This window comes from Hansschlegelia beijingensis (assembly GCF_014196425.1).
In the GTDB taxonomy this organism is placed as follows: domain Bacteria; phylum Pseudomonadota; class Alphaproteobacteria; order Rhizobiales; family Methylopilaceae; genus Methylopila; species Methylopila beijingensis.
Genome location: NZ_JACIDR010000002.1, coordinates 352,013 through 369,149, shown reverse-complemented (window position 1 = coordinate 369,149; position 17,137 = coordinate 352,013). Strand labels below are relative to the sequence as shown.

At 69.9% G+C, this 17,137-nt stretch carries 19 protein-coding genes; 6 read left to right on the top strand and 13 right to left on the bottom strand.

Translation table 11 applies throughout. The features are described 5' to 3' along the window. Nucleotides 1-247: 247 nt before the first annotated feature. Nucleotides 248-1,363: a 3-isopropylmalate dehydrogenase gene (gene leuB / locus GGR24_RS08205; RefSeq protein WP_183394856.1), complete on the bottom strand. Its 1,116-nt coding sequence runs from the start codon at nt 1,361-1,363 to the stop codon at nt 248-250. A 100-nt stretch (nt 1,364-1,463) separates the two neighbouring features. On the opposite strand from leuB, the gene GGR24_RS08200 reads away from it, so the two are divergent. Further along, on the top strand, nt 1,464-2,051 hold the full coding sequence (locus GGR24_RS08200; RefSeq protein ID WP_428978221.1) for a hypothetical protein: 588 nt from the start codon (nt 1,464-1,466) through the stop codon (nt 2,049-2,051). Between the two features lie 4 nt (nt 2,052-2,055). Here the strand turns inward: GGR24_RS08200 and GGR24_RS08195 are convergent, their stop codons facing one another. From GGR24_RS08195 to GGR24_RS08185, 3 genes are all read right to left on the bottom strand, one after another. Continuing rightward, a complete protein-coding gene (locus tag GGR24_RS08195) occupies nt 2,056-2,451 on the bottom strand; it encodes a VOC family protein (protein ID WP_183394855.1) in 396 nt (131 codons plus the stop codon). 136 nt (nt 2,452-2,587) lie between these two features. Continuing rightward, nucleotides 2,588-3,373: a Bax inhibitor-1/YccA family protein gene (locus tag GGR24_RS08190; RefSeq protein WP_183394854.1), complete on the bottom strand. Its 786-nt coding sequence runs from the start codon at nt 3,371-3,373 to the stop codon at nt 2,588-2,590. Between the two features lie 155 nt (nt 3,374-3,528). Continuing rightward, nucleotides 3,529-4,062 (bottom strand): L,D-transpeptidase family protein, encoded by a 534-nt coding sequence (locus GGR24_RS08185; RefSeq protein WP_183395205.1) that lies wholly within the window; start codon nt 4,060-4,062, stop codon nt 3,529-3,531. A 139-nt stretch (nt 4,063-4,201) separates the two neighbouring features. Between GGR24_RS08185 and GGR24_RS08180 the strand changes: the two genes are divergently transcribed. Together GGR24_RS08180 and GGR24_RS08175 are read left to right on the top strand one after the other, a co-directional pair. Continuing rightward, entirely contained in the window at nt 4,202-4,888 is a 687-nt protein-coding gene (locus GGR24_RS08180) for a response regulator transcription factor (protein ID WP_183394853.1), read from the top strand. 31 nt (nt 4,889-4,919) lie between these two features. Continuing rightward, nucleotides 4,920-5,363 carry a cyclic nucleotide-binding domain-containing protein gene (locus GGR24_RS08175; protein ID WP_183394852.1) on the top strand — a complete coding sequence of 148 codons (444 nt, stop codon included), beginning with the start codon at nt 4,920-4,922 and terminating at the stop codon, nt 5,361-5,363. 6 nt (nt 5,364-5,369) lie between these two features. Here the strand turns inward: GGR24_RS08175 and GGR24_RS08170 are convergent, their stop codons facing one another. After that, nucleotides 5,370-6,173: an exodeoxyribonuclease III gene (locus GGR24_RS08170; protein ID WP_183394851.1), complete on the bottom strand. Its 804-nt coding sequence runs from the start codon at nt 6,171-6,173 to the stop codon at nt 5,370-5,372. A 308-nt stretch (nt 6,174-6,481) separates the two neighbouring features. Further along, nucleotides 6,482-7,165 carry an outer-membrane lipoprotein carrier protein LolA gene (locus tag GGR24_RS08165; protein WP_183394850.1) on the bottom strand — a complete coding sequence of 228 codons (684 nt, stop codon included), beginning with the start codon at nt 7,163-7,165 and terminating at the stop codon, nt 6,482-6,484. Nucleotides 7,166-7,272: 107 nt separating this feature from the next. On the opposite strand from GGR24_RS08165, the gene GGR24_RS08160 reads away from it, so the two are divergent. Beyond that, a complete protein-coding gene (locus tag GGR24_RS08160) occupies nt 7,273-7,983 on the top strand; it encodes an AAA family ATPase (RefSeq protein WP_183394849.1) in 711 nt (236 codons plus the stop codon). A 3-nt stretch (nt 7,984-7,986) separates the two neighbouring features. Here GGR24_RS08160 and GGR24_RS08155 read toward each other — a convergent pair whose 3' ends face one another. The 4 genes from GGR24_RS08155 to tesB all read right to left on the bottom strand — a co-directional run bounded on the left by GGR24_RS08155 (nt 7,987) and on the right by tesB (nt 13,781). Next, the gene (locus GGR24_RS08155; protein WP_183394848.1) at nt 7,987-10,578 is read right to left on the bottom strand and encodes a DNA translocase FtsK 4TM domain-containing protein; all 2,592 of its coding nucleotides are present in this window, start codon (nt 10,576-10,578) and stop codon (nt 7,987-7,989) included. 303 nt (nt 10,579-10,881) lie between these two features. Next, nucleotides 10,882-12,228, bottom strand: a complete 1,347-nt coding sequence (locus GGR24_RS08150; RefSeq protein ID WP_183394847.1) for an ammonium transporter — start codon at nt 12,226-12,228, stop codon at nt 10,882-10,884. A 51-nt stretch (nt 12,229-12,279) separates the two neighbouring features. Then, on the bottom strand, nt 12,280-12,618 hold the full coding sequence (locus tag GGR24_RS08145; RefSeq protein WP_183394846.1) for a P-II family nitrogen regulator: 339 nt from the start codon (nt 12,616-12,618) through the stop codon (nt 12,280-12,282). 302 nt (nt 12,619-12,920) lie between these two features. Continuing rightward, nucleotides 12,921-13,781, bottom strand: coding sequence for an acyl-CoA thioesterase II (gene tesB, locus GGR24_RS08140; protein ID WP_183394845.1), 861 nt, complete (start codon nt 13,779-13,781; stop codon nt 12,921-12,923). A 153-nt stretch (nt 13,782-13,934) separates the two neighbouring features. Between tesB and GGR24_RS08135 the strand changes: the two genes are divergently transcribed. Together GGR24_RS08135 and GGR24_RS08130 are read left to right on the top strand one after the other, a co-directional pair. Beyond that, nucleotides 13,935-14,117 (top strand): hypothetical protein, encoded by a 183-nt coding sequence (locus GGR24_RS08135; protein ID WP_183394844.1) that lies wholly within the window; start codon nt 13,935-13,937, stop codon nt 14,115-14,117. 35 nt (nt 14,118-14,152) lie between these two features. Further along, nucleotides 14,153-15,331 carry an FAD-dependent monooxygenase gene (locus tag GGR24_RS08130; RefSeq protein ID WP_183394843.1) on the top strand — a complete coding sequence of 393 codons (1,179 nt, stop codon included), beginning with the start codon at nt 14,153-14,155 and terminating at the stop codon, nt 15,329-15,331. 3 nt (nt 15,332-15,334) lie between these two features. On the opposite strand, the gene GGR24_RS08125 is transcribed toward GGR24_RS08130, so the two are convergent. The 3 genes from GGR24_RS08125 to trxA are packed head-to-tail and all read right to left on the bottom strand — an operon-like array spanning nt 15,335 to nt 17,127. Beyond that, complete coding sequence (locus GGR24_RS08125) at nt 15,335-15,541, bottom strand: Trm112 family protein (protein ID WP_183394842.1); 207 nt, start codon at nt 15,539-15,541, stop codon at nt 15,335-15,337. Continuing rightward, nucleotides 15,538-16,209, bottom strand: coding sequence for an LON peptidase substrate-binding domain-containing protein (locus GGR24_RS08120; RefSeq protein ID WP_183394841.1), 672 nt, complete (start codon nt 16,207-16,209; stop codon nt 15,538-15,540). The genes GGR24_RS08125 and GGR24_RS08120 overlap by 4 nt, the downstream gene beginning before the upstream one ends. 12 nt (nt 16,210-16,221) lie before the next feature. Continuing rightward, entirely contained in the window at nt 16,222-17,127 is a 906-nt protein-coding gene (gene trxA / locus GGR24_RS08115; RefSeq protein WP_183394840.1) for a thioredoxin, read from the bottom strand. Nucleotides 17,128-17,137: the final 10 nt, after the last annotated feature.

The window sequence follows — 17,137 nt, the reverse complement described above, 5'->3', positions numbered from 1 at the left end:
GCGCAGCGTGGGGAGGGTGGCCCTCCGCGCAGCGGAGGGTCGGGTGGGGTCTTCGAGCGTAGCGCTCTGTCCTGCGGCCACCCCACCCGGCCGGCTTCGCCGTCCACCCTCCCCTCTGCGAGGGAGGGAAAGGGCGCCCTTCGTTCGAGGCCGGCTCTCTTCTTCGTCCGAGGAGGACGGGGCGACGAAAAGAAAAGGCCCGGCGGGGGGCGCCGGGCCTTCTTCATGCGGCGGACCTGCGGTCGTCTCAGGCGGACAGCAGGGTCTCGAACTTCTTGAGCACGGCGCCGCCCATCTCGGAGGTGCCGACCTTGGTCATGCCCTCGGTCCAGATGTCGCCGGTGCGCAGGCCGTCGGCCAGGACTTCGGAGATCGCCCGATCGAGCACGTTGGCGAGCTCCGGCTTGCCGAGCGAATATTTGAGCGCCATCGCGAGGCTCGCGATCATCGCGATCGGGTTGGCGAGGCCCTTGCCGGCGATGTCCGGGGCCGAACCGTGCACCGGCTCGTAGAGCGCCTTGCGCTTGCCGGTCGCCGGATCCTCGGCGCCGAGCGAGGCGGAGGGCAGCATGCCGAGCGAGCCGGTCAGCATCGAGGCGACGTCGGACAGGATGTCGCCGAACAGATTGTCGGTGACGATGACGTCGAACTGCTTGGGCGCGCGCACCAGCTGCATGCCGAGCGCGTCCGCCAGCATGTGGTCGAGCTTGACGTCCTCGTAGCCGGCCTTGTGGGTCGCGGTGACGACCTGGTTCCACAGCAGGCCGGACTTCATGACGTTGCGCTTCTCGGCGGAGGTCACGCGGTTCGAGCGCACGCGGGCGAGCTCGAACGCCACCTTGGCGATGCGCTCGATCTCGTAGGTCTCGTAGACCTGGGTGTCGACGGCGCGCTTCTGGCCGTTCGGGAGATCGGTGATCTCCTTCGGCTCGCCGAAATAGACGCCGCCGGTGAGTTCGCGGACGATGACGATGTCGAGGCCGTCGACCAGCTCGCGCTTCAGCGCGGAGGCGTCGGCGAGCGCCGGATAGCAGATCGCCGGGCGCAGATTGGCGAACAGCTCGAGCTCCTTGCGCAGCCGCAGCAGGCCGGCTTCCGGCCGCACGTCGTAGGGCACGCCGTCCCACTGCGGGCCGCCGACCGCGCCGAACAGGATCGCGTCCGCGGCCTTGGCCTTCTGCATGGCGGCGTCCGTGATCGCCACGCCATGCGCGTCATAGGCGGCGCCGCCCACGAGGTCTTCCTCAATCTCGAAGGAGAGGATCCCCTTCTGCTCGATGAAGGCGAGGATGCGACGAACCTCGGCGAGAACTTCGACGCCGATGCCGTCGCCGGGCAGAAGAAGAAGTTTATGGGCCGCCATTAGGATCCTCGTCATCTGTGTATGCCAGAGAGCCGCCCGGGTTTTGAACCCGGCGCCGCCCGGTGGCAAGCGTCTTGGCCGAGAACGGGAGGGAACCGGAGTGTCGCAGCTCGCAGCAAATCACGAAGCCTTCGTGCACGTCCGGATGATCGTGGGCGTGGTGGTCGGACTGGGCGTCGGGCGTCTGCTGACGGGGCTCGCGCGCTTCGTGCAGCATCCCTCGCGCGAGACGATCTACCCCGTGCACCTCGGCTGGGCGCTGTTCGTCCTGCTCGGCATCGCGCATTTCTGGTGGTTCGAGTACCGGCTGTCGGCCGCGCCGGTGTGGTCGTTCCAGCTCTACCTGTTCCTGATCTTCTACGCCTGCCTGCTGTTCCTGGCGACCACGCTGCTGTTCCCGGACAAGATGGACGAGTACGCCGGCTACCGGGACTACTTCATGTCCCGGCGGGCGTGGTTCTTCGGGCTGCTGGCGCTGATCTTCATCGTCGACTTCGCCGACACCAGCCTCAAGGGCGGCGCCTATCTGGACACGCTGGGGCCGGTCTACCCGTACAGGAACGCGGGCTTCATCCTGGCCTTCGCGCTGGGCGCCTTCTCCAGCGACCGGCGCCTGCACGCGGCGCTGGTCTCCCTGGCGCTCGCGGCGCAGCTGTCCTGGATCTTCTGGCTCTACGACGTGCTCTGAGGCGTCACTGGAAGCGGCCGCCGCGCTCCAGCACCTCGATCTTGTAGCCGTCCGGATCGGACACGAAGAAGAACCGCGCGAAGGGCTCGCCGTCGCGCTCCATGGTCTTGAGCGGGTTCGGCTTCAGCCCCGCGGCCTCGAACCGGGCGTGCTCGGCCGCGAGGTCGTCGACCGAGACCGCGAGATGGCCGTAGCCGTCGCCGAGATCGTAAGCGGCGTCGCGGCCGGCGTTGACGGTGAGCTCAAGCTCGAAGCCCGTCTCGGGATTGGCCATGTAGATCAGCGTGAAGCCGTCGAACGGGTAGCGGTCCGCCACCTCGAGCCCGAACGCGGTCCGGTAGAACGCGACGGAGCGTTCCTCGTCGCGCACGCGGATCATCGTGTGGATCATCTTCGCCATGGCGGCCTCCTGCAGTCCTGTCGCGCCGGAAGATGCAGCCTCCCGGGCGGGACGCAAGCGGCCGACATGAAAAAGGCCCCGACGTCTCCGCCGGGGCCTTGGTTCCGTCCGTCCGGCCGGGGCCGGAAGGCTTGGCTTACTCGCGGTTGCTGCCGAACAGCGACAGCAGCATCGTGAACAGGTTGATGAAGTCGAGGTAGAGCGACAGCGCGCCGAGGATGGCCTTGCGGCTCATCGTGTCGCTGTCGTCGAGCTCGTAATACATCTCCTTGATGCGCTGCGTGTCGTAGGCGGTCAGACCCGAGAAGATCAGCACGCCGAGCACCGACACGACGAACTGCACCATGCTCGAGCCGAGGAAGATGTTCACCAGGCTGGCGATGATGATGCCGAACAGGCCCATCACCAGGAACGAGCCCATGCCGGTCAGGTCGCGCTTCGTGGTGTAGCCCCACAGGCTGAGCGCGCCGAACGCCGCCGCGGTGATGAAGAACACCCGCCCGATCGACGCCCCGGTGTAGACCAGGAAGATCGACGACAGCGAGAGGCCCATCAGGCCGGCGAATACGTAGAACGCGATCTGGCCGCCCGCCGCGCTCATCTTGTGGATGCGCGCGGAGAGGAAGAACACCATGCCGAGCGGAGCGAGCAGCACCACCCACTTCAGCGGGCTCGCGAACAGCGCGTAGCCGAACTGGGTCAGGTGCATGCCGCGCGCGGTGGCGACCGCGGAGGCGGGATCGCTCGTCACGGCCATCATGAAGGCGCCGATCGCGGCGAAGCCCGTGATGGCGAGGCCGAGCGACATGTAGTTGTAGACGCTCAGCATGTAGGACCGGAGGCCCGGGTCGATCGCAGCGCTCGGCGCAGCGACCCCGCCGAAGCCGGCTCGGCCGTAAGCGTTGCGGTTAAAGTCGGACATCGTCTGCAATCCTCGCGAATTGTCCCGTCGCGGCCGCCGCGGCGCGGCGGTCCCTTTGGGCACGAAGGATATGGGGATCGCGGCCGCTCGCACAAGTTCGCGAGGGTCGGCGATTGCTGACATCTTCGTCAGAGCAGCCGGCTGATCAGGAAGTATTAAGCGCGATCGCGCCGCAGCTTACGCGGCCGCGGTCCGATCCGCAGCAGGGTTTGCGGCCCGAGCCGCGCGATCAGCCGGCGCAGCGCGGCCGGCGCGAGCGCCACGCAGCCGGCGGTCGGGGCGAAGCCCGGCCGGGCGGCGTGCATGAAGATCGCGCTGCCGCGGCCCGGACGCGGCGGCCGGTCGTTCCAGCCGAGCTCGACCACCAGATCGTAGAGGCCGTCCTCGCGCCACATTCGCTCGTGCGACGCCCGGAAGGGCGACCGGACCGGGCGGTTGTAGCACGGGCTCTCCGGCGCGTCGCACCAGCCGTCGTCCGGCCGCGTGGTCCGCACCGCGAGCGCGGTCGCCGGCCGGGGGCCGCGGTCGGCGCGCCGCCACACCCTGCGGAGCGGCAGGTCGGCGCGCGGGGTCGCGCCGTCGCCCTCGCGCTTGCGCGTCACGATCCCGGCCGGGCCGAGCGCACACCGAAGCGTGAGCGGGCCCGCCAGAAGCCGTCCTCCGCCGCGATCGCCGGGCGATTGCAACACCCGGACCGCGTTCAAAACACGCTTCTTGCAGGCGCGACGATTGGCCAAATTGCGTCTCTGACTTGCGGAATGAGGGAACGGCGCCCTACTTGAAAGGCGCCTGCGCCGTCTTGACGGCTTGACCCTCAGAGATTGCTGAATGCCCACGAAGCGCAAGATCCTTCTCGTCGAAGACGACGCCGACCTCCGCACCGAACTCGCCGAGCAGCTCGACCTTCACGAGGAATTCGAGGCCTCCCAGGCAGCCACCGCGTCCGAGGGCGTCGAAGCGGTCAAGACCGATCACGTCGACCTCGTGCTGATGGATGTCGGCCTGCCGGACATGGACGGCCGCGAGGCGGTCAGGATCATGCGCCGCAACGGCTTCCGCGGGCCGGTGATCATGCTGACCGGGCAGGATTCGGATTCCGACACGATCCTCGGGCTCGAGGCGGGCGCCAACGACTACGTCGCCAAGCCGGTGCGGTTCGCGGTGCTGCTGGCGCGCGTCCGGGCGCAGCTGCGCAGCCACGAGGCGAGCGAGGACGCGATCTTCTCGATCGGGCCCTATACGTTCCGGCCCGGCGCGAAGATGCTGCTGACCGAGAAGAACGCCAAGATCCGCCTCACCGAGAAGGAGACGGCGATCCTGCGGTATCTGTACCGCGCCGGCTCGTCCGTGGTCGGGCGCGAAACGCTTCTTCAGGAAGTGTGGGGGTATAATTCGGGCGTGACGACTCACACGCTCGAGACGCACGTCTATCGACTTCGCCAGAAGATCGAGGCCGATCCGTCCAATGCGCGTCTGCTGGTCACGGAGGCAGGTGGCTACAAGCTCGTCCCATAGGGCGGCGTAGCAATGGCGAAGGCGGGGGTGCGTGGCGCTCGAGGACGACATCCGGACGCTGGGCAAGACGCCGCTGTTCGACGAACTCGGGCGTGACGCGTTGCGGCTGGTCGCGTTCTCGGCCGACCGGCTGCGCCTCGGCGCGGGCGACGTGCTGTTTCGCGAGGGCGAGGCGGCGGATTCCGGGTTCGTGGTGGTCTCGGGCGCGCTTACCGTGGCGCGCGCGGGCGGCCCCGAGCGTGCGGTCGGCTCCGGCGCGCTGCTCGGCGAGCTCGCGCTGATCTGCGACACCACAAGGCCCGCGACCGCCACCGCTCAGGAACCCTCCGAGGTCCTGAGGATCGCGCGCGGGCTGTTTTCGCGCCTGTTCGACGAGTATCCGGACCTCGCCCGGAAGCTGCACGGCCGGCTTGCGGCGCGCGTGCAGGCCGATATCGCCGAGCTCAGATCCGTCGAGGCGCTGCTGCGGAGATAGCCCGCGTCAGGCGATCGTGACCACGACCGGGACGTGGTCCGAGGGCCGCTCCCAGCCGCGGGCTTCCCGCACCGTCCGCACGTCGATCAACCGGTCCGCGACGTCGGCGCTGCCCCAGACGTGATCGAGGCGCCGGCCGCGGTCCGAGGCCTGCCAGTCCGCCGCCCGGTAGCTCCACCACGAGAACAGTTTTTCGGGGTGCGGCGTGCGCCGGCGGACAAGGTCGACCCAGCGCCCGGCCGCCTGCATCCGGTTCATCCCCTCGGTCTCGACCGGCGTGTGGCTGACCACGCGAAGCAGCTGCTTGTGGCTCCAGACGTCGCTCTCATGCGGCGCCACGTTGAGGTCGCCGACCATGATGCGTGCGCCGGTCGCGGCGATGCGGCCGGACCACTGCGTCAGCTCGTCGAGGAACTGCAGCTTGTGCGCGAATTTCGGGTTGATGGCCGGGTCCGGCTCGTCGCCGCCTGCGGGCACGTAGAAATTGTGCAGCGTCACCCCGGCGAGCGGCCCGTCGGCGAAGGTGGTGGCGAGGTGGCGGGCGTCGTCCTTGTCCGCCCAGCGCTCCCGGACAGTCTCGGCGAACGGGAAGCGGGAGAAGGTCGCCACGCCGTGGTAGCCCTTCTGGCCGTGGATCGCGACGTGCTCATAGCCGAGCTTGCGCACCGCGCTCAGCGGGAAGCAGTCGTCGGCGCATTTGGTTTCCTGCAGGCACAGGACGTCGGGCGCATGCTCGTCGACGAGCTTCGCCACGAGGCCGATGCGCAGGCGCACGGAATTGATGTTCCAGGTGGCGAGACGGACAGGCATTGGCGACCGGGGAGGAGAGGGCAGGCCGCTCGCTCTAGCGCGGATCAGCGCCGCCGGGGAAGCCGTCGGGGCGAGAAGCCAAGACAGCCATGCCCGGAACGCAAGACGCCCGGCCTCCGGGGGGAAAGGCCGGGCGTCCGCGCGCTGGGCGCTCCGCCGATCGGAGGAACGGCGGAAACGAGGCGCCTTGGCCAAGGCCGCGACGGGGGAACGCAGCCTGTTTGGCGACGCCTCGCTCGCAATCCGAGATGGGGGGTCGCGCGCGGGAGTTCAAGCGCACGACTGCGTGAGCGCGCGCGAGACGTTCGTCAGGGCCGCCCCTGGCTCGGCCAGCGCGGCTGAACGATCTTGAACAGGTTCTGGTCGAGCTTCGCGACGCGGGTCATGTCCGACAGCACGACCGAGGTGTCCATGCCTTGCGCGTCCGTCACCGTCCACTGCTTCAGCTCGTAATTCTGCCCGCTGAACAGCAGCTGGATCTGCGCCTTGCCGCCGATCGCGTTCTTCTCCTCCAGCACCACGGAGACCATCTCGGGCTCCTGGTAGACCGCCTTGACGTTGGCGTCCTTCAGCAGGTCGATCTTGTCCTCGAGCAGGAAGCGCAGCGGCGTCTGGCTGAGCGGCCACAGCTCCTGGGTGGCGAGCCGGCGGTTCTTGACGATCACCGAGCTGCCGTTCGAGACGATCTCGAGCGGGCTCGGCGGCGCGTACTGGAAGCGGATCTTGCCGGGCCGGGACAGATAGAGCTTGCCGACGGAGCGGGAGCCGTCGGGGCCGGTCTGCTCGAAGTTCGCCGTGATGTCCTGGAGCGAATTGAAATAGCCGTTGACGCGCTGAAGCGTGGCGCGCTGCGCCGGATCGAGCTGGGTGACCGGCACGCCCTTCTTCTTGCCTCCGAACAGGCCGCCGAACAGCGGCTCGGCGGCGGCCGGCGCGGCCGCGAGCGCGGCGGTCAGGAGGAGGAGGCCGGCAAGCGGGCGGAGACGGAGCATCTGAAAGGGCGTCCTGCAGTGAATGGCGGGAGATCGGCTCGACATGGTCCCGGACTTAGGGTCCGTTCATGGCGATTTCACGTGGGGGCCCAGGTGGAGCGCCGGAAGTGTTGATCTCGTTGCGCATGGAGTGGGCGAGGGTCGAGGACCCCGACGCCTACCCGTACAACCTTCCCGCGATCGCCCGGCTGCAGGAGCTCGACCTCGACGCGCCCATCGTGCTGTTCGTCGGCCCGAACGGTTCTGGAAAGTCGACGCTGATCGAGGCGATCGCCGCCCATCTCGGCTGCAACCCGGAAGGCGGCTCGCCGAACTTCACCTTCGACACCGCGCAGACGCTCTCGCCGCTCCACAAGGTCACGCGGCTCGTGCGCCGGATACCGTCGAAGACCGACCGCTACTTCTACCGGGCCGACGCCTTCCACATCCTGGCGACCGAGATCCGCAGGCTCGAACTCGCCGGGCGCTACGGCGGCGATCTCCACGAGATGTCGCACGGCCAGGCCGTGATGCGGCTGCTCAACGAGCGGTTCGGCGCCCGCGGGCTCTATTTGCTCGACGAGCCGGAGGCGGCGCTGGCGCCCGAGACCCAGCTCGAGGTCATCGCCCGCATCGTGCAACTCGTCCAGCAGGGCGCGCGCTTCGTGCTGGCGACCCACTCGCCGCTGCTGATGGCGCTGCCCAACGCGCTGATCTACGAGCTCACCGAAGAGGGCGCCGCGCGCCGCAGCTATCAGGAGCTCGGTCACGTCCGGCTCTACCGCCGCTTCCTGGGAGACCCGGAGAGCGTGGTCAGCCGTCTGCTCTCCGAGGACTGATTCTCACGCCGCGTCGTCGTCGGCGTCATGGGTCGCGAGCAGGATCTCGCGCTTGCCGGCGTGGTTCGCCGGGCCCACCACGCCTTCCTTCTCCATGCGTTCGACCAGAGAGGCTGCGCGGTTGTAGCCGATCTGCAGCCGGCGCTGGATGTAGGAGGTCGAGCACTTCTTGTCGCGCAGCACGATCGCGACGGCCTGGTCGTACACGTCCGCGCTCTCGTCGCCGAACGAGCCCTTGTCGAACACCGCGCCGTCATCCCCGGCGCCGGTCTCGTCGTCCTCGGCCAGCACCGAATCCAGATAGTCCGGCCGTCCCTGGCGCTTCAGGTGCTGCACGACCGCCTCGACCTCGGCGTCGGAGCAGAACGGGCCGTGCACGCGGCTGATGCGGCCGCCGCCCTGCATGTGCAGCATGTCGCCCTGACCGAGCAGCTGCTCGGCGCCCATCTCGCCGAGGATGGTGCGGCTGTCGATCTTGCTGGTGACCTGGAAGGAGATGCGGGTCGGGAAGTTCGCCTTGATGGTGCCGGTGATGACGTCGACCGACGGGCGCTGGGTCGCCATCACGATATGGATGCCGGCCGCGCGCGCCATCTGGGCGAGCCGCTGGATCGCGCCCTCGATCTCCTTGCCCGCGACCATCATCAGGTCGGCCATCTCGTCGACGATGATGACGATGTACGGGAGCTTCCCGATCTCCATCACCTCCTGCTCGTAGATCGCCTCGCCGGTCTCGCGGTCGAAGCCGGTCTGCACGGTGCGGGTGATGGCCTCGCCCTTGGCGAGCGCCTGTTCGGCGCGGGCGTTGAAGCCGTCGATGTTGCGGACGCCGAGCTTCGACATCTTCTTGTAGCGGTCCTCCATCTCGCGGACCGCCCATTTGAGCGCGACCACCGCCTTCCGGGGGTCGGTCACGACGGGCGTCAGCAGATGGGGGATCTCGTCATAGACCGAGAGCTCCAGCATCTTCGGGTCGATCATGATCAGCCGGCACTCTTCGGGCTTCAGCCGGTAGAGCAGCGACAGGATCATGGTGTTGATGGCGACCGACTTGCCCGAGCCGGTGGTGCCGGCGATCAGCAGATGCGGCATGCGGGCGAGCTCGGCGATCACCGGCTCGCCGCCGATCGTCTTTCCGAGGCAGAGCGGCAGCCGCATCTTGGCCTTCTCGAAGTCGGCCGAGGCCAGCAGCTCGCGCAGATAGACCGTCTCGCGCCGGGCGTTCGGCAGCTCGATGCCGATCGCGTTGCGGCCGGGGATGACGGCGACGCGCGCCGCGACCGCGCTCATCGAGCGGGCGATGTCGTCGGCCAGCCCGATGACGCGCGACGACTTGATGCCGGGCGCAGGCTCCAGCTCGTAGAGCGTGACGACCGGGCCGGGCCGCACATTGCCGATCTTGCCGCGGACGCCGTAATCCTCGAGCACGCCTTCGAGCAGCCGCGCGTTCTGCTCGAGCGCGTCCTGGCTGATGACCGGGCCTGCGCCCTTGCGGGACTCGGCCAGCAGCGCGAGCGGCGGAAGCTCGTAGTCGTCGCGGTCGAGGAGGGAGGGCTGCGCCTCGCGGACCGCGCGGCGGCCGGGCCGGACGGGGCCGGCGGGCGGCGCGATGCGCGCCGGCTTCAGGGGCCCGGGCTCCTCGCCGTCATAGGACGGTCGCGGGCTGGCCCGCAGCACCGGAGCGCCGTCGAGCCCGACGTCGCCGGCGCTGAACTCCGGCTCGCGCCGCGGCGCGGTGAAATCCTCAGGGTCGCGGCTCGCGCGGGCGAGAATGCGCGACAGCGCGCGCTCGTCGTCCTCGCGCCGGGAGCCGCCGCGCGACAGCGCCCGCCCCAGCGCGGCGCGCGCCGACAGCGCCCAATGCGCCACCAGCCCGAGCGAGACCAGCCGGCGGTCGTCCTCGTCCTCCTCCTCGAACGCGTCCGCCTCAGGCTCCGGCCGGCGGCCGGGCGCCACCGCGGGCTCGCGCCGGGGCGCGTCCTCGTCCGCGTCGTCCGCGAAGGCGCCGGGGCTCGGCGCGATCGCGCCCATCGCGAGCGCCAGCGCGACGGCGCCCGCGACGCCGAGCGCGCCGGCGGCCGCGATGCGGCCGAGGCCGGAGCCGAGGCCGACCGCGTTCGCGACCACCGAGAACAGGTCGCCGAGACAGCCGCCGAGCCCGGTGGGCACGGGCCAGGAGGCCGGCGCGGGGATCAGGCCGGCGAGGCCCGCCAGCAGCACCGAGCCGAGCGCCCAGGAGATGAGCTTCAGCCTCTCGCCCTGGACCACGCGGCGGGTCAGCAGGGTCCAGCCCCACACGCCGATCGGCAGCACGAAGGCCGCGGCCGCGAGGCCGAACAGCTGGGTCAGCAGGTCCGCGACGATCGCGCCCGCGGGGCCGAGAAGATTATGGACCGGGCCGTCGGTGGCGTGGCTCAGGCTCGGGTCCTGCACCGACCAGGTGGCGAGCGCGACGCCGCACAGCGCCGCGAGCGCGACGAGCGACAGGCCGCCGAGTTCGGTGGCGCGCCGCAGCAGCATGGCGCGCATGCCGTCCGGGAGCATCGCCACCGGCTGGAAGCCGCGCGGGCGCGTCCTGATCGCGCGCAGGGTCATCGGATGCTCCCGCCCGGACCGCGACAGACCCGAGGCGCCGCGGCGGCCGCCGCCGCGCCTGCTGCTCCGCCCGATGCCCGCATCTGCGACGTCGATCCCTTGTGAACGCTTGATCGCTCTTCTCCGATCTCGAGGCGGACGGTAGCCGAAGAGGGTTAAGGCCCGCTTACCCGATGCCCGCCCGACGGGCCGCCCGGGGCCCGTGTCCGAGCCGAAATGATCTTGAAGCGCAATGAAAAAAGGCCCCGGCGATGCCGGGGCCTTCTGAGGTTGGGCGGCCCGGGGGCCGCCCAGGGAGTCCGCTCAGCTGTGGTAGGCCCGCTCGCCATGGGAGACGAGGTCGAGACCTTCCTGCTCGGCTTCCGGGCTCACGCGGAGGCCGATCAGCACGTCGACGATCTTGAACAGGATGAAGCTGACGACGCCGGTCCAGACGATGGTGACGAGCACCGCCTTGATCTGGGTGACGACCTGTCCGCCCATCGCGTAGTCGTCCACGCCGACGCCGCCGAGGGCCGGAGCGACCACGATGCCGGTGCCGATCGCGCCCACGATGCCGCCGACGCCGTGGATGCCGAACACGTCGAGGCTGTCGTCATAGCCGAGGGCGTTCTTCACGCTCGTGCAGAAGATGAAGCAGACGACGCCGGCGACGAGGCCGAGAACGATCGCGCCCATCGGGCCCGAGAGGCCGGCCGCCGGGGTGATGGCGACGAGACCCGCGACAATGCCGGAGGCGAGGCCCAGCATGCTCGGCTTGCCCTTGGACATCCACTCGGAGAGCATCCAGGCCACGCCCGCGGCGGCGGTCGCCACGAAGGTGTTGAGGACCGCGAGCGTGGTCGTGGCGTTGGCCTCGAGGTTCGAGCCGGCGTTGAAGCCGAACCAGCCGACCCACAGCAGGCCGGCGCCGATGAGGGTCATCGGCAGGTTGTGCGGCGCGAGAATGTCGCGGCCGTAGCCGACCCGCTTGCCGATGACGATGGCGCCGACCAGCGCCGCGACGCCCGAGTTGATGTGCACGACCGTGCCGCCCGCGAAGTCGAGCGCGCCCCATCCGAAGATCAGGCCGTTCGACGCCCACACCATGTGGGCGACGGGGAAGTACACGAAGGTGGCCCAGAGCACGGCGAACACCACCGCGGCCGAGAACTTGATGCGCTCGGCGAAGCCGCCGATGATCAGGGCGGGCGTGATGGCCGCGAAGGTCATCTGGAACGCGATGAAGACGAATTCGGGGATCTTCACGCCTTCGGAGAAGGTGTCGGCGAGCGAGTCGGTGGTGACGCCGGCGAGGAACACCTTGGACAGGTCGCCGATGAAGGCGTTGCCGCCGCTGAAGGCGAGGCTGTAGCCGTAGACGACCCACACCAGCATCATCACGCAGGCGATGGTCGAGACCTGCATCAGGACCGACAGCATGTTCTTGGCGCGCACGAGGCCGCCGTAGAACAGCGCGAGGCCAGGCACGGTCATGAGCAGGACAAGGATCGCGGACGTCATCATCCAGGTGACGTCGCCCTTGTCGACGGTCGGCGCGGGCGCAGGCGCGGCGGCCGCGGCCGGATCCTGCGCGTAGGCGGCGGCCGAGATCAGCAGGCCGGCGGCCAGAGCCGGCGCTCCCCAGCGGAGTACGGAACCCAGTTTCATCGAGTGAACTCCCGAGACTTCTTGAAAAGGGAAAGGGGCGTCGGTCGCGGCTTAGAGCGCGTCGACATCCGTCTCGCCGGTGCGGATACGCAGGGCCTGTTCGATCGCGTAGACGAAGATCTTGCCGTCGCCGATCTGGCCGGTCTTCGCCGCGGCCGCGATGGCCTCGACGACCTTGTCGACCGAGGCGGCGGCCACCGCGACCTCGATCTTCAGCTTCGGAAGAAAGCTGACCGCGTACTCTGCGCCGCGGTAGATTTCGGTGTGCCCCTTCTGGCGCCCGTAGCCCTTCACTTCGGTGACGGTCAGCCCGTGGACTCCGATGCCAGTCAGCGCGTCGCGCACCTCGTCCAGCTTGAACGGCTTGATGATGGCCATCACGAGTTTCATGCGTCTCGTTCCCCCGTTGGCCCACCGTCCGCGCCAGCACCGCTCGAACGGTCGACAGTTGATGATCAGACCGCGGCTCTCTGGCCGCCGCGCCTCGCGGCCCTCTGCAATCAAGCCGCGTGCCAACTCGGGCCCGGACGCGCGGCCGGGGAATTTTGAGGCGATCCGGAGGCAAGAAGCCGCCGGAGCCGCCGTTCGAGGCGGCCAAGCGCACAGTTAGACGGCGATATGCCTACTTACTGGGCATTTGTTGCCGAAGCGGTCCCGGCCGGCGACCGCGTGGCGCATTCTTCGGCAGGGTGTCACGATTTTGCGCGACGCCGGATCAGGCCCTCCTGCGCCACTGAGGCGACGAGCTCCCCGGCCTCGGTGTAGATGCGGCCGCGGGTAAGCGCGCGCGCGCCGCCCGCGAACGGCGTGTCCTGGACGTAGAGCAGCCACTGGTCGGCCCTGAACGGCCTGTGGAACCACAGCGAGTGATCGAGGCTCGCGGCCTGGATCTCGCTGGAGAACACCGAGGAGCCGTGCGGCGCCAGGGAGGAATCCAGCAGCGTCATGTCGGAGGCGTAGGCCAGCACGCATTGGTGCACGGCCGCGTCGTCCGGCAGCGGACCCGTGGCGCGGAGCCATACGTTCTGCCCGAGCCCGCGCGGCTTGCCGTCGACATATCGCATCGGGTCGGCGTGCCGCAGCTCGATCGGCCGCTCCTGCTCGAAATAGTCGCGGATCGGCCCGGGCATCTCGGGCAGCAGGCGCTCCTTCAGCATCCGTTCGTCCGGCAGTTCGCTCGGCCGCGGCGCGTCGGGCATGTCCATCTGGTGCTCGAAGCCTTCCTCTTCCCGATGGAACGAGGCCGACATCGAGAAGATCGCATGGCCATGCTGGATCGCCACGACGCGGCGCGTGGCGAAGCTCCGGCCGTCCCGGATGCGGTCGACGTCGTAGATGATCGGCACGGACGGATCGCCGGGCAGCATGAAGTAGCCATGCAGCGAATGCGGCGAGCGGCCCTCCACCGTCCGGGTGGCGGCCACGAGCGCCTGGCCGATCACCAGCCCTCCGAACACGCGCTGCCAGCCCGTCTGCGGGCTGCGGCCGCGGAACAGGTTCCGCTCCAGCGGTTCGAGGTCGAGGATGTCGAGCAGTTTCGAGATGGCGAACACGAGGCGATTCCCCTGCGGGCGGGCGGGAGAGGAGGAGACGGACGGACGGGCGCCGCCGTCAACCGCCGATGTTGCCCCCGACCGCGCGCCCTAGAACCTCGCCGAGACGCGGCGGGCCGATCGCCGGCCGGCGTCGGACCCGGAGGCGAGACCATGCTGTTCGCGGTGCTGATGAATGTCTGTCTCCAGGCCGATGCCGAGCGGCGCCGGGAGGAGCGCATCGAGTTCTCCGGGCCCGCGATGGGGTGCCTGGTGCAGGTCCAGAGCGTGATCGTGGAGTGGGGCCAGGACCACCCGGGCTGGCTCGTCAAATCCTGGAAATGCGGGCCCGCATGAGGGCCGGCGCGCGGTCTTCGTGCTATGCCTCGCGGATGACTTCCGGAAACCCCCAGACGCTGGACGTCGCGATCGCGGGCGCAGGCCCGACAGGGATCACGCTCGCGCTCGCCCTGAAGGCGGAGCTCGGGCCGTCCCTGAGGGTCACGGTGTTCGACCCGGCGCTCGGCCGCACGACGGCGCGCGACGCCCGCGCCTCGATGATCGCCGCAGACGGGCGGGCGCTGCTGGAGCGCATCGGCGCCTGGCCCGACGACGCCGCGCCGGTGGCGGGCCTGCGCATCACCGACAGCGGGCTCGACGCGGCGATCCGCCCGATCTTCCTGGAGCTCGGCGAGGCGCGCCCGGACGGCGAGCCCTTCGCCCACATGGTTTCGGACGCCGAGCTTCGCGCGCGGCTCGCCGAACGGGCGCGGGCCGAGGCGGTCGGGCTGGTCGCGCAGCCGATCGAAAGCCACGCCCGCGAGCCCGGCCGGGTTCGCCTGCGGCTGGCGGATGGCGGGGAGGCGACGGCGCGCCTGCTGGTCGCCGCGGACGGCGCCGGATCGCCGCTGCGCGCCCGCGAGCGGATCCCCACATACGCCTTCGCCTACGACCAGACGGCGCTGGTGGCCACGCTCGGCCATGAGGCGCCGCATGGCGGCGTCGCGGTCCAGCATTTCCTGCCCGGCGGGCCGTTCGCGATGCTGCCGCTCGCCGGAAACGTCTGCTCGCTGGTCTGGAGCGAGCGCCGGTCGGAGGCCGAGCGCATCGCGCAGGCGGACGACGAGACCTTCCTGCGCGAGGCGGAGCGGCGCGCCGGCCCGGACTTTGGCCGCCTGAGCCTCGCCGGCCGGCGGGGCGCGTTCCCGCTGCGCTTCGTGCTGGCGCGGCGCTTCGTCGGGTCACGGTTCGCCCTGGTGGGCGACGCCGGCCACGTCGTCCATCCCCTCGCGGGCCAGGGCTTCAACCTCGCTCTTCGCGACGTGAAGGCGCTGGCGCGGATCGTGGCCGAGGCGGCGCGCGCCGGCGAGGACATCGGCTCGGATGCGGTTCTGGGCGGCTACGAGTCCGCGCGGCGCTTCGAGGTCGCGAGCGTGGCGGCCGCGACGGACGCGCTCTACCGGCTGTTCGCCGCGCCGGGCGCGCGCGGGCTGCGGGACGTCGGCATGGGGCTGGTGGACCGGGCGCCGGCGCTCAAGCGCAGGATCGTGACGGCGGCCTCGGGTCTCTGAGGCTCAGTCGTCGAGCGGGCGGGCCTCGTCCGGCAGCATGATCGGTATGCCGTCGCGGATCGGATAGGCGAGCTTCGCAGGCCGCGAGATCAGCTCCTGGCGCTCCGCGTCATAGATCAGCGTCGCCTTGGTGAGCGGGCAGACCAGGATCTCCAGCAGCTTGGGGTCGACGCCGGCGGGGCGGCGTGCGTCTTCGGGCGCGTCGGTCATTGCAGCGACGAACTCGCGTCTCCTCTGGCGCGCGCAAGCTCCATCTCGGTCACGGCGACCAGGATCTCCGCACGCGATTTCAGGTCGGCGGCCTCCAGCAGGGCCTGCTTCTCGCGCGGGCCGAACGGGCTCATCATGGCGAGCGCGTTGACCAGCGCCTCGTTCGGGGCGCGGCGGATGCCGTCCCAGTCGGCCTCGAGACTGTTGGCCGTCAGGTAGTCCTTCAGCGTCTTCAGGAGCGCTTCACGGTCGACGTTCTCCTGCCCTTCGCCGGGCGCGAGGTCGGCGACGAACTCCTCGAACGACACGCGCGCCTTGCGATAGGGCGCGTCGTCCCGCAGCTCCTCCAGCAGGCGGAAGCGCGACACGCCGGTGAGCGTCACCAGATAGCGCCCGTCGCCGGTCTCCCCGAACGCCGTGAGGCGCCCGGCGCAGCCGACCCGCACGAGCTCGGGGCGCTCTTCGTCCTCAGAGGATTCCGGGTCGGGCTGGATCATGCCGATGATCCGCTCGCCACGGATCGCGTCGTCGATCATCGCGAGATAGCGCGGCTCGAAGATGTTGAGCGGCATCTCGCCCCGCGGCAGCAGCAGCGCGGCGCGCAGCGGGAACACCGGAATGACCTCCGGCAGCTCCTCGGTCTTGTGGTAGGTGACGTTCGAAGCCATGCGCTTGTTAAATCACGCGAACAGCAGAGAGGACAGCCGCTTTCTGCCGGCGATCGTGTGTTCGTCCTTCGGGCCCCACGCCTCGAACAGCTTCACCAGCTCCTTGCGGGCGCCGTCGTCGTTCCAGGCGCGGTCGCGCCGGACGATCTCCAGCAGGTGGCCGAGCGCCTCCTTGCGCAGGCCGGCGGCCGCGAGGCCCACCGCGAGATCGAACCGGGACTGGTGGTCCGCGGGATCGGCCGCCACCCGGGCCTCGAGCGGCGCGAGGTCGCCGATCGCGGCGGCCCGTTCGGCGATCTCGATCTGCGTCGCGACGGCGGCGATCGCCGGGTCCTTGGCCTTCTCGGCCGGCGCGGCGGCGAGCGTCGCCTTGGCCTGCTCGAGATCGCCGGCGGCGACATGGCACCGCGCGAGGCCCGCGATCGCGGGGGCTGAGTCGGGCTCCTCGACGAGCAGTTCGGAATAGATCGCCGCGGCTCCTGCGACGTCGCCCGCCTCGAGCGCGGCCTCCGCCTCGGCGAGCAGGTCGCCCGCCTCGTCCGGCAGCGGCTCGCCGAGGATGCGCTCAACGAAGGACTGGATCTGGCTTTCCGGAAGCGCGCCCATGAAGCCGTCGACCGGCTGGCCGCGCGTGAAGGCGATCACGGCCGGAATCGACTGGATGCCGAGCTGCCCGGCGATCTGCGGATGATCGTCGATGTTCATCTTGGCGAGCTTGACCTTGCCGCCCGCGGCCCGGACGACCTTCTCGAGCACGGGGGTCAGCTGCCGGCACGGCCCGCACCAGGGGGCCCAGAAGTCCACCAGCACAGGCGTCCGGGTCGAAGCCTGAACGACGTCCGTCATGAAGGTCTGGGTCGTGGTCTCGACGATCAGATCGTCGGGCGCGGTGGCCAGAACGTCATCCCCGGCGGCCATGCGAACGTCT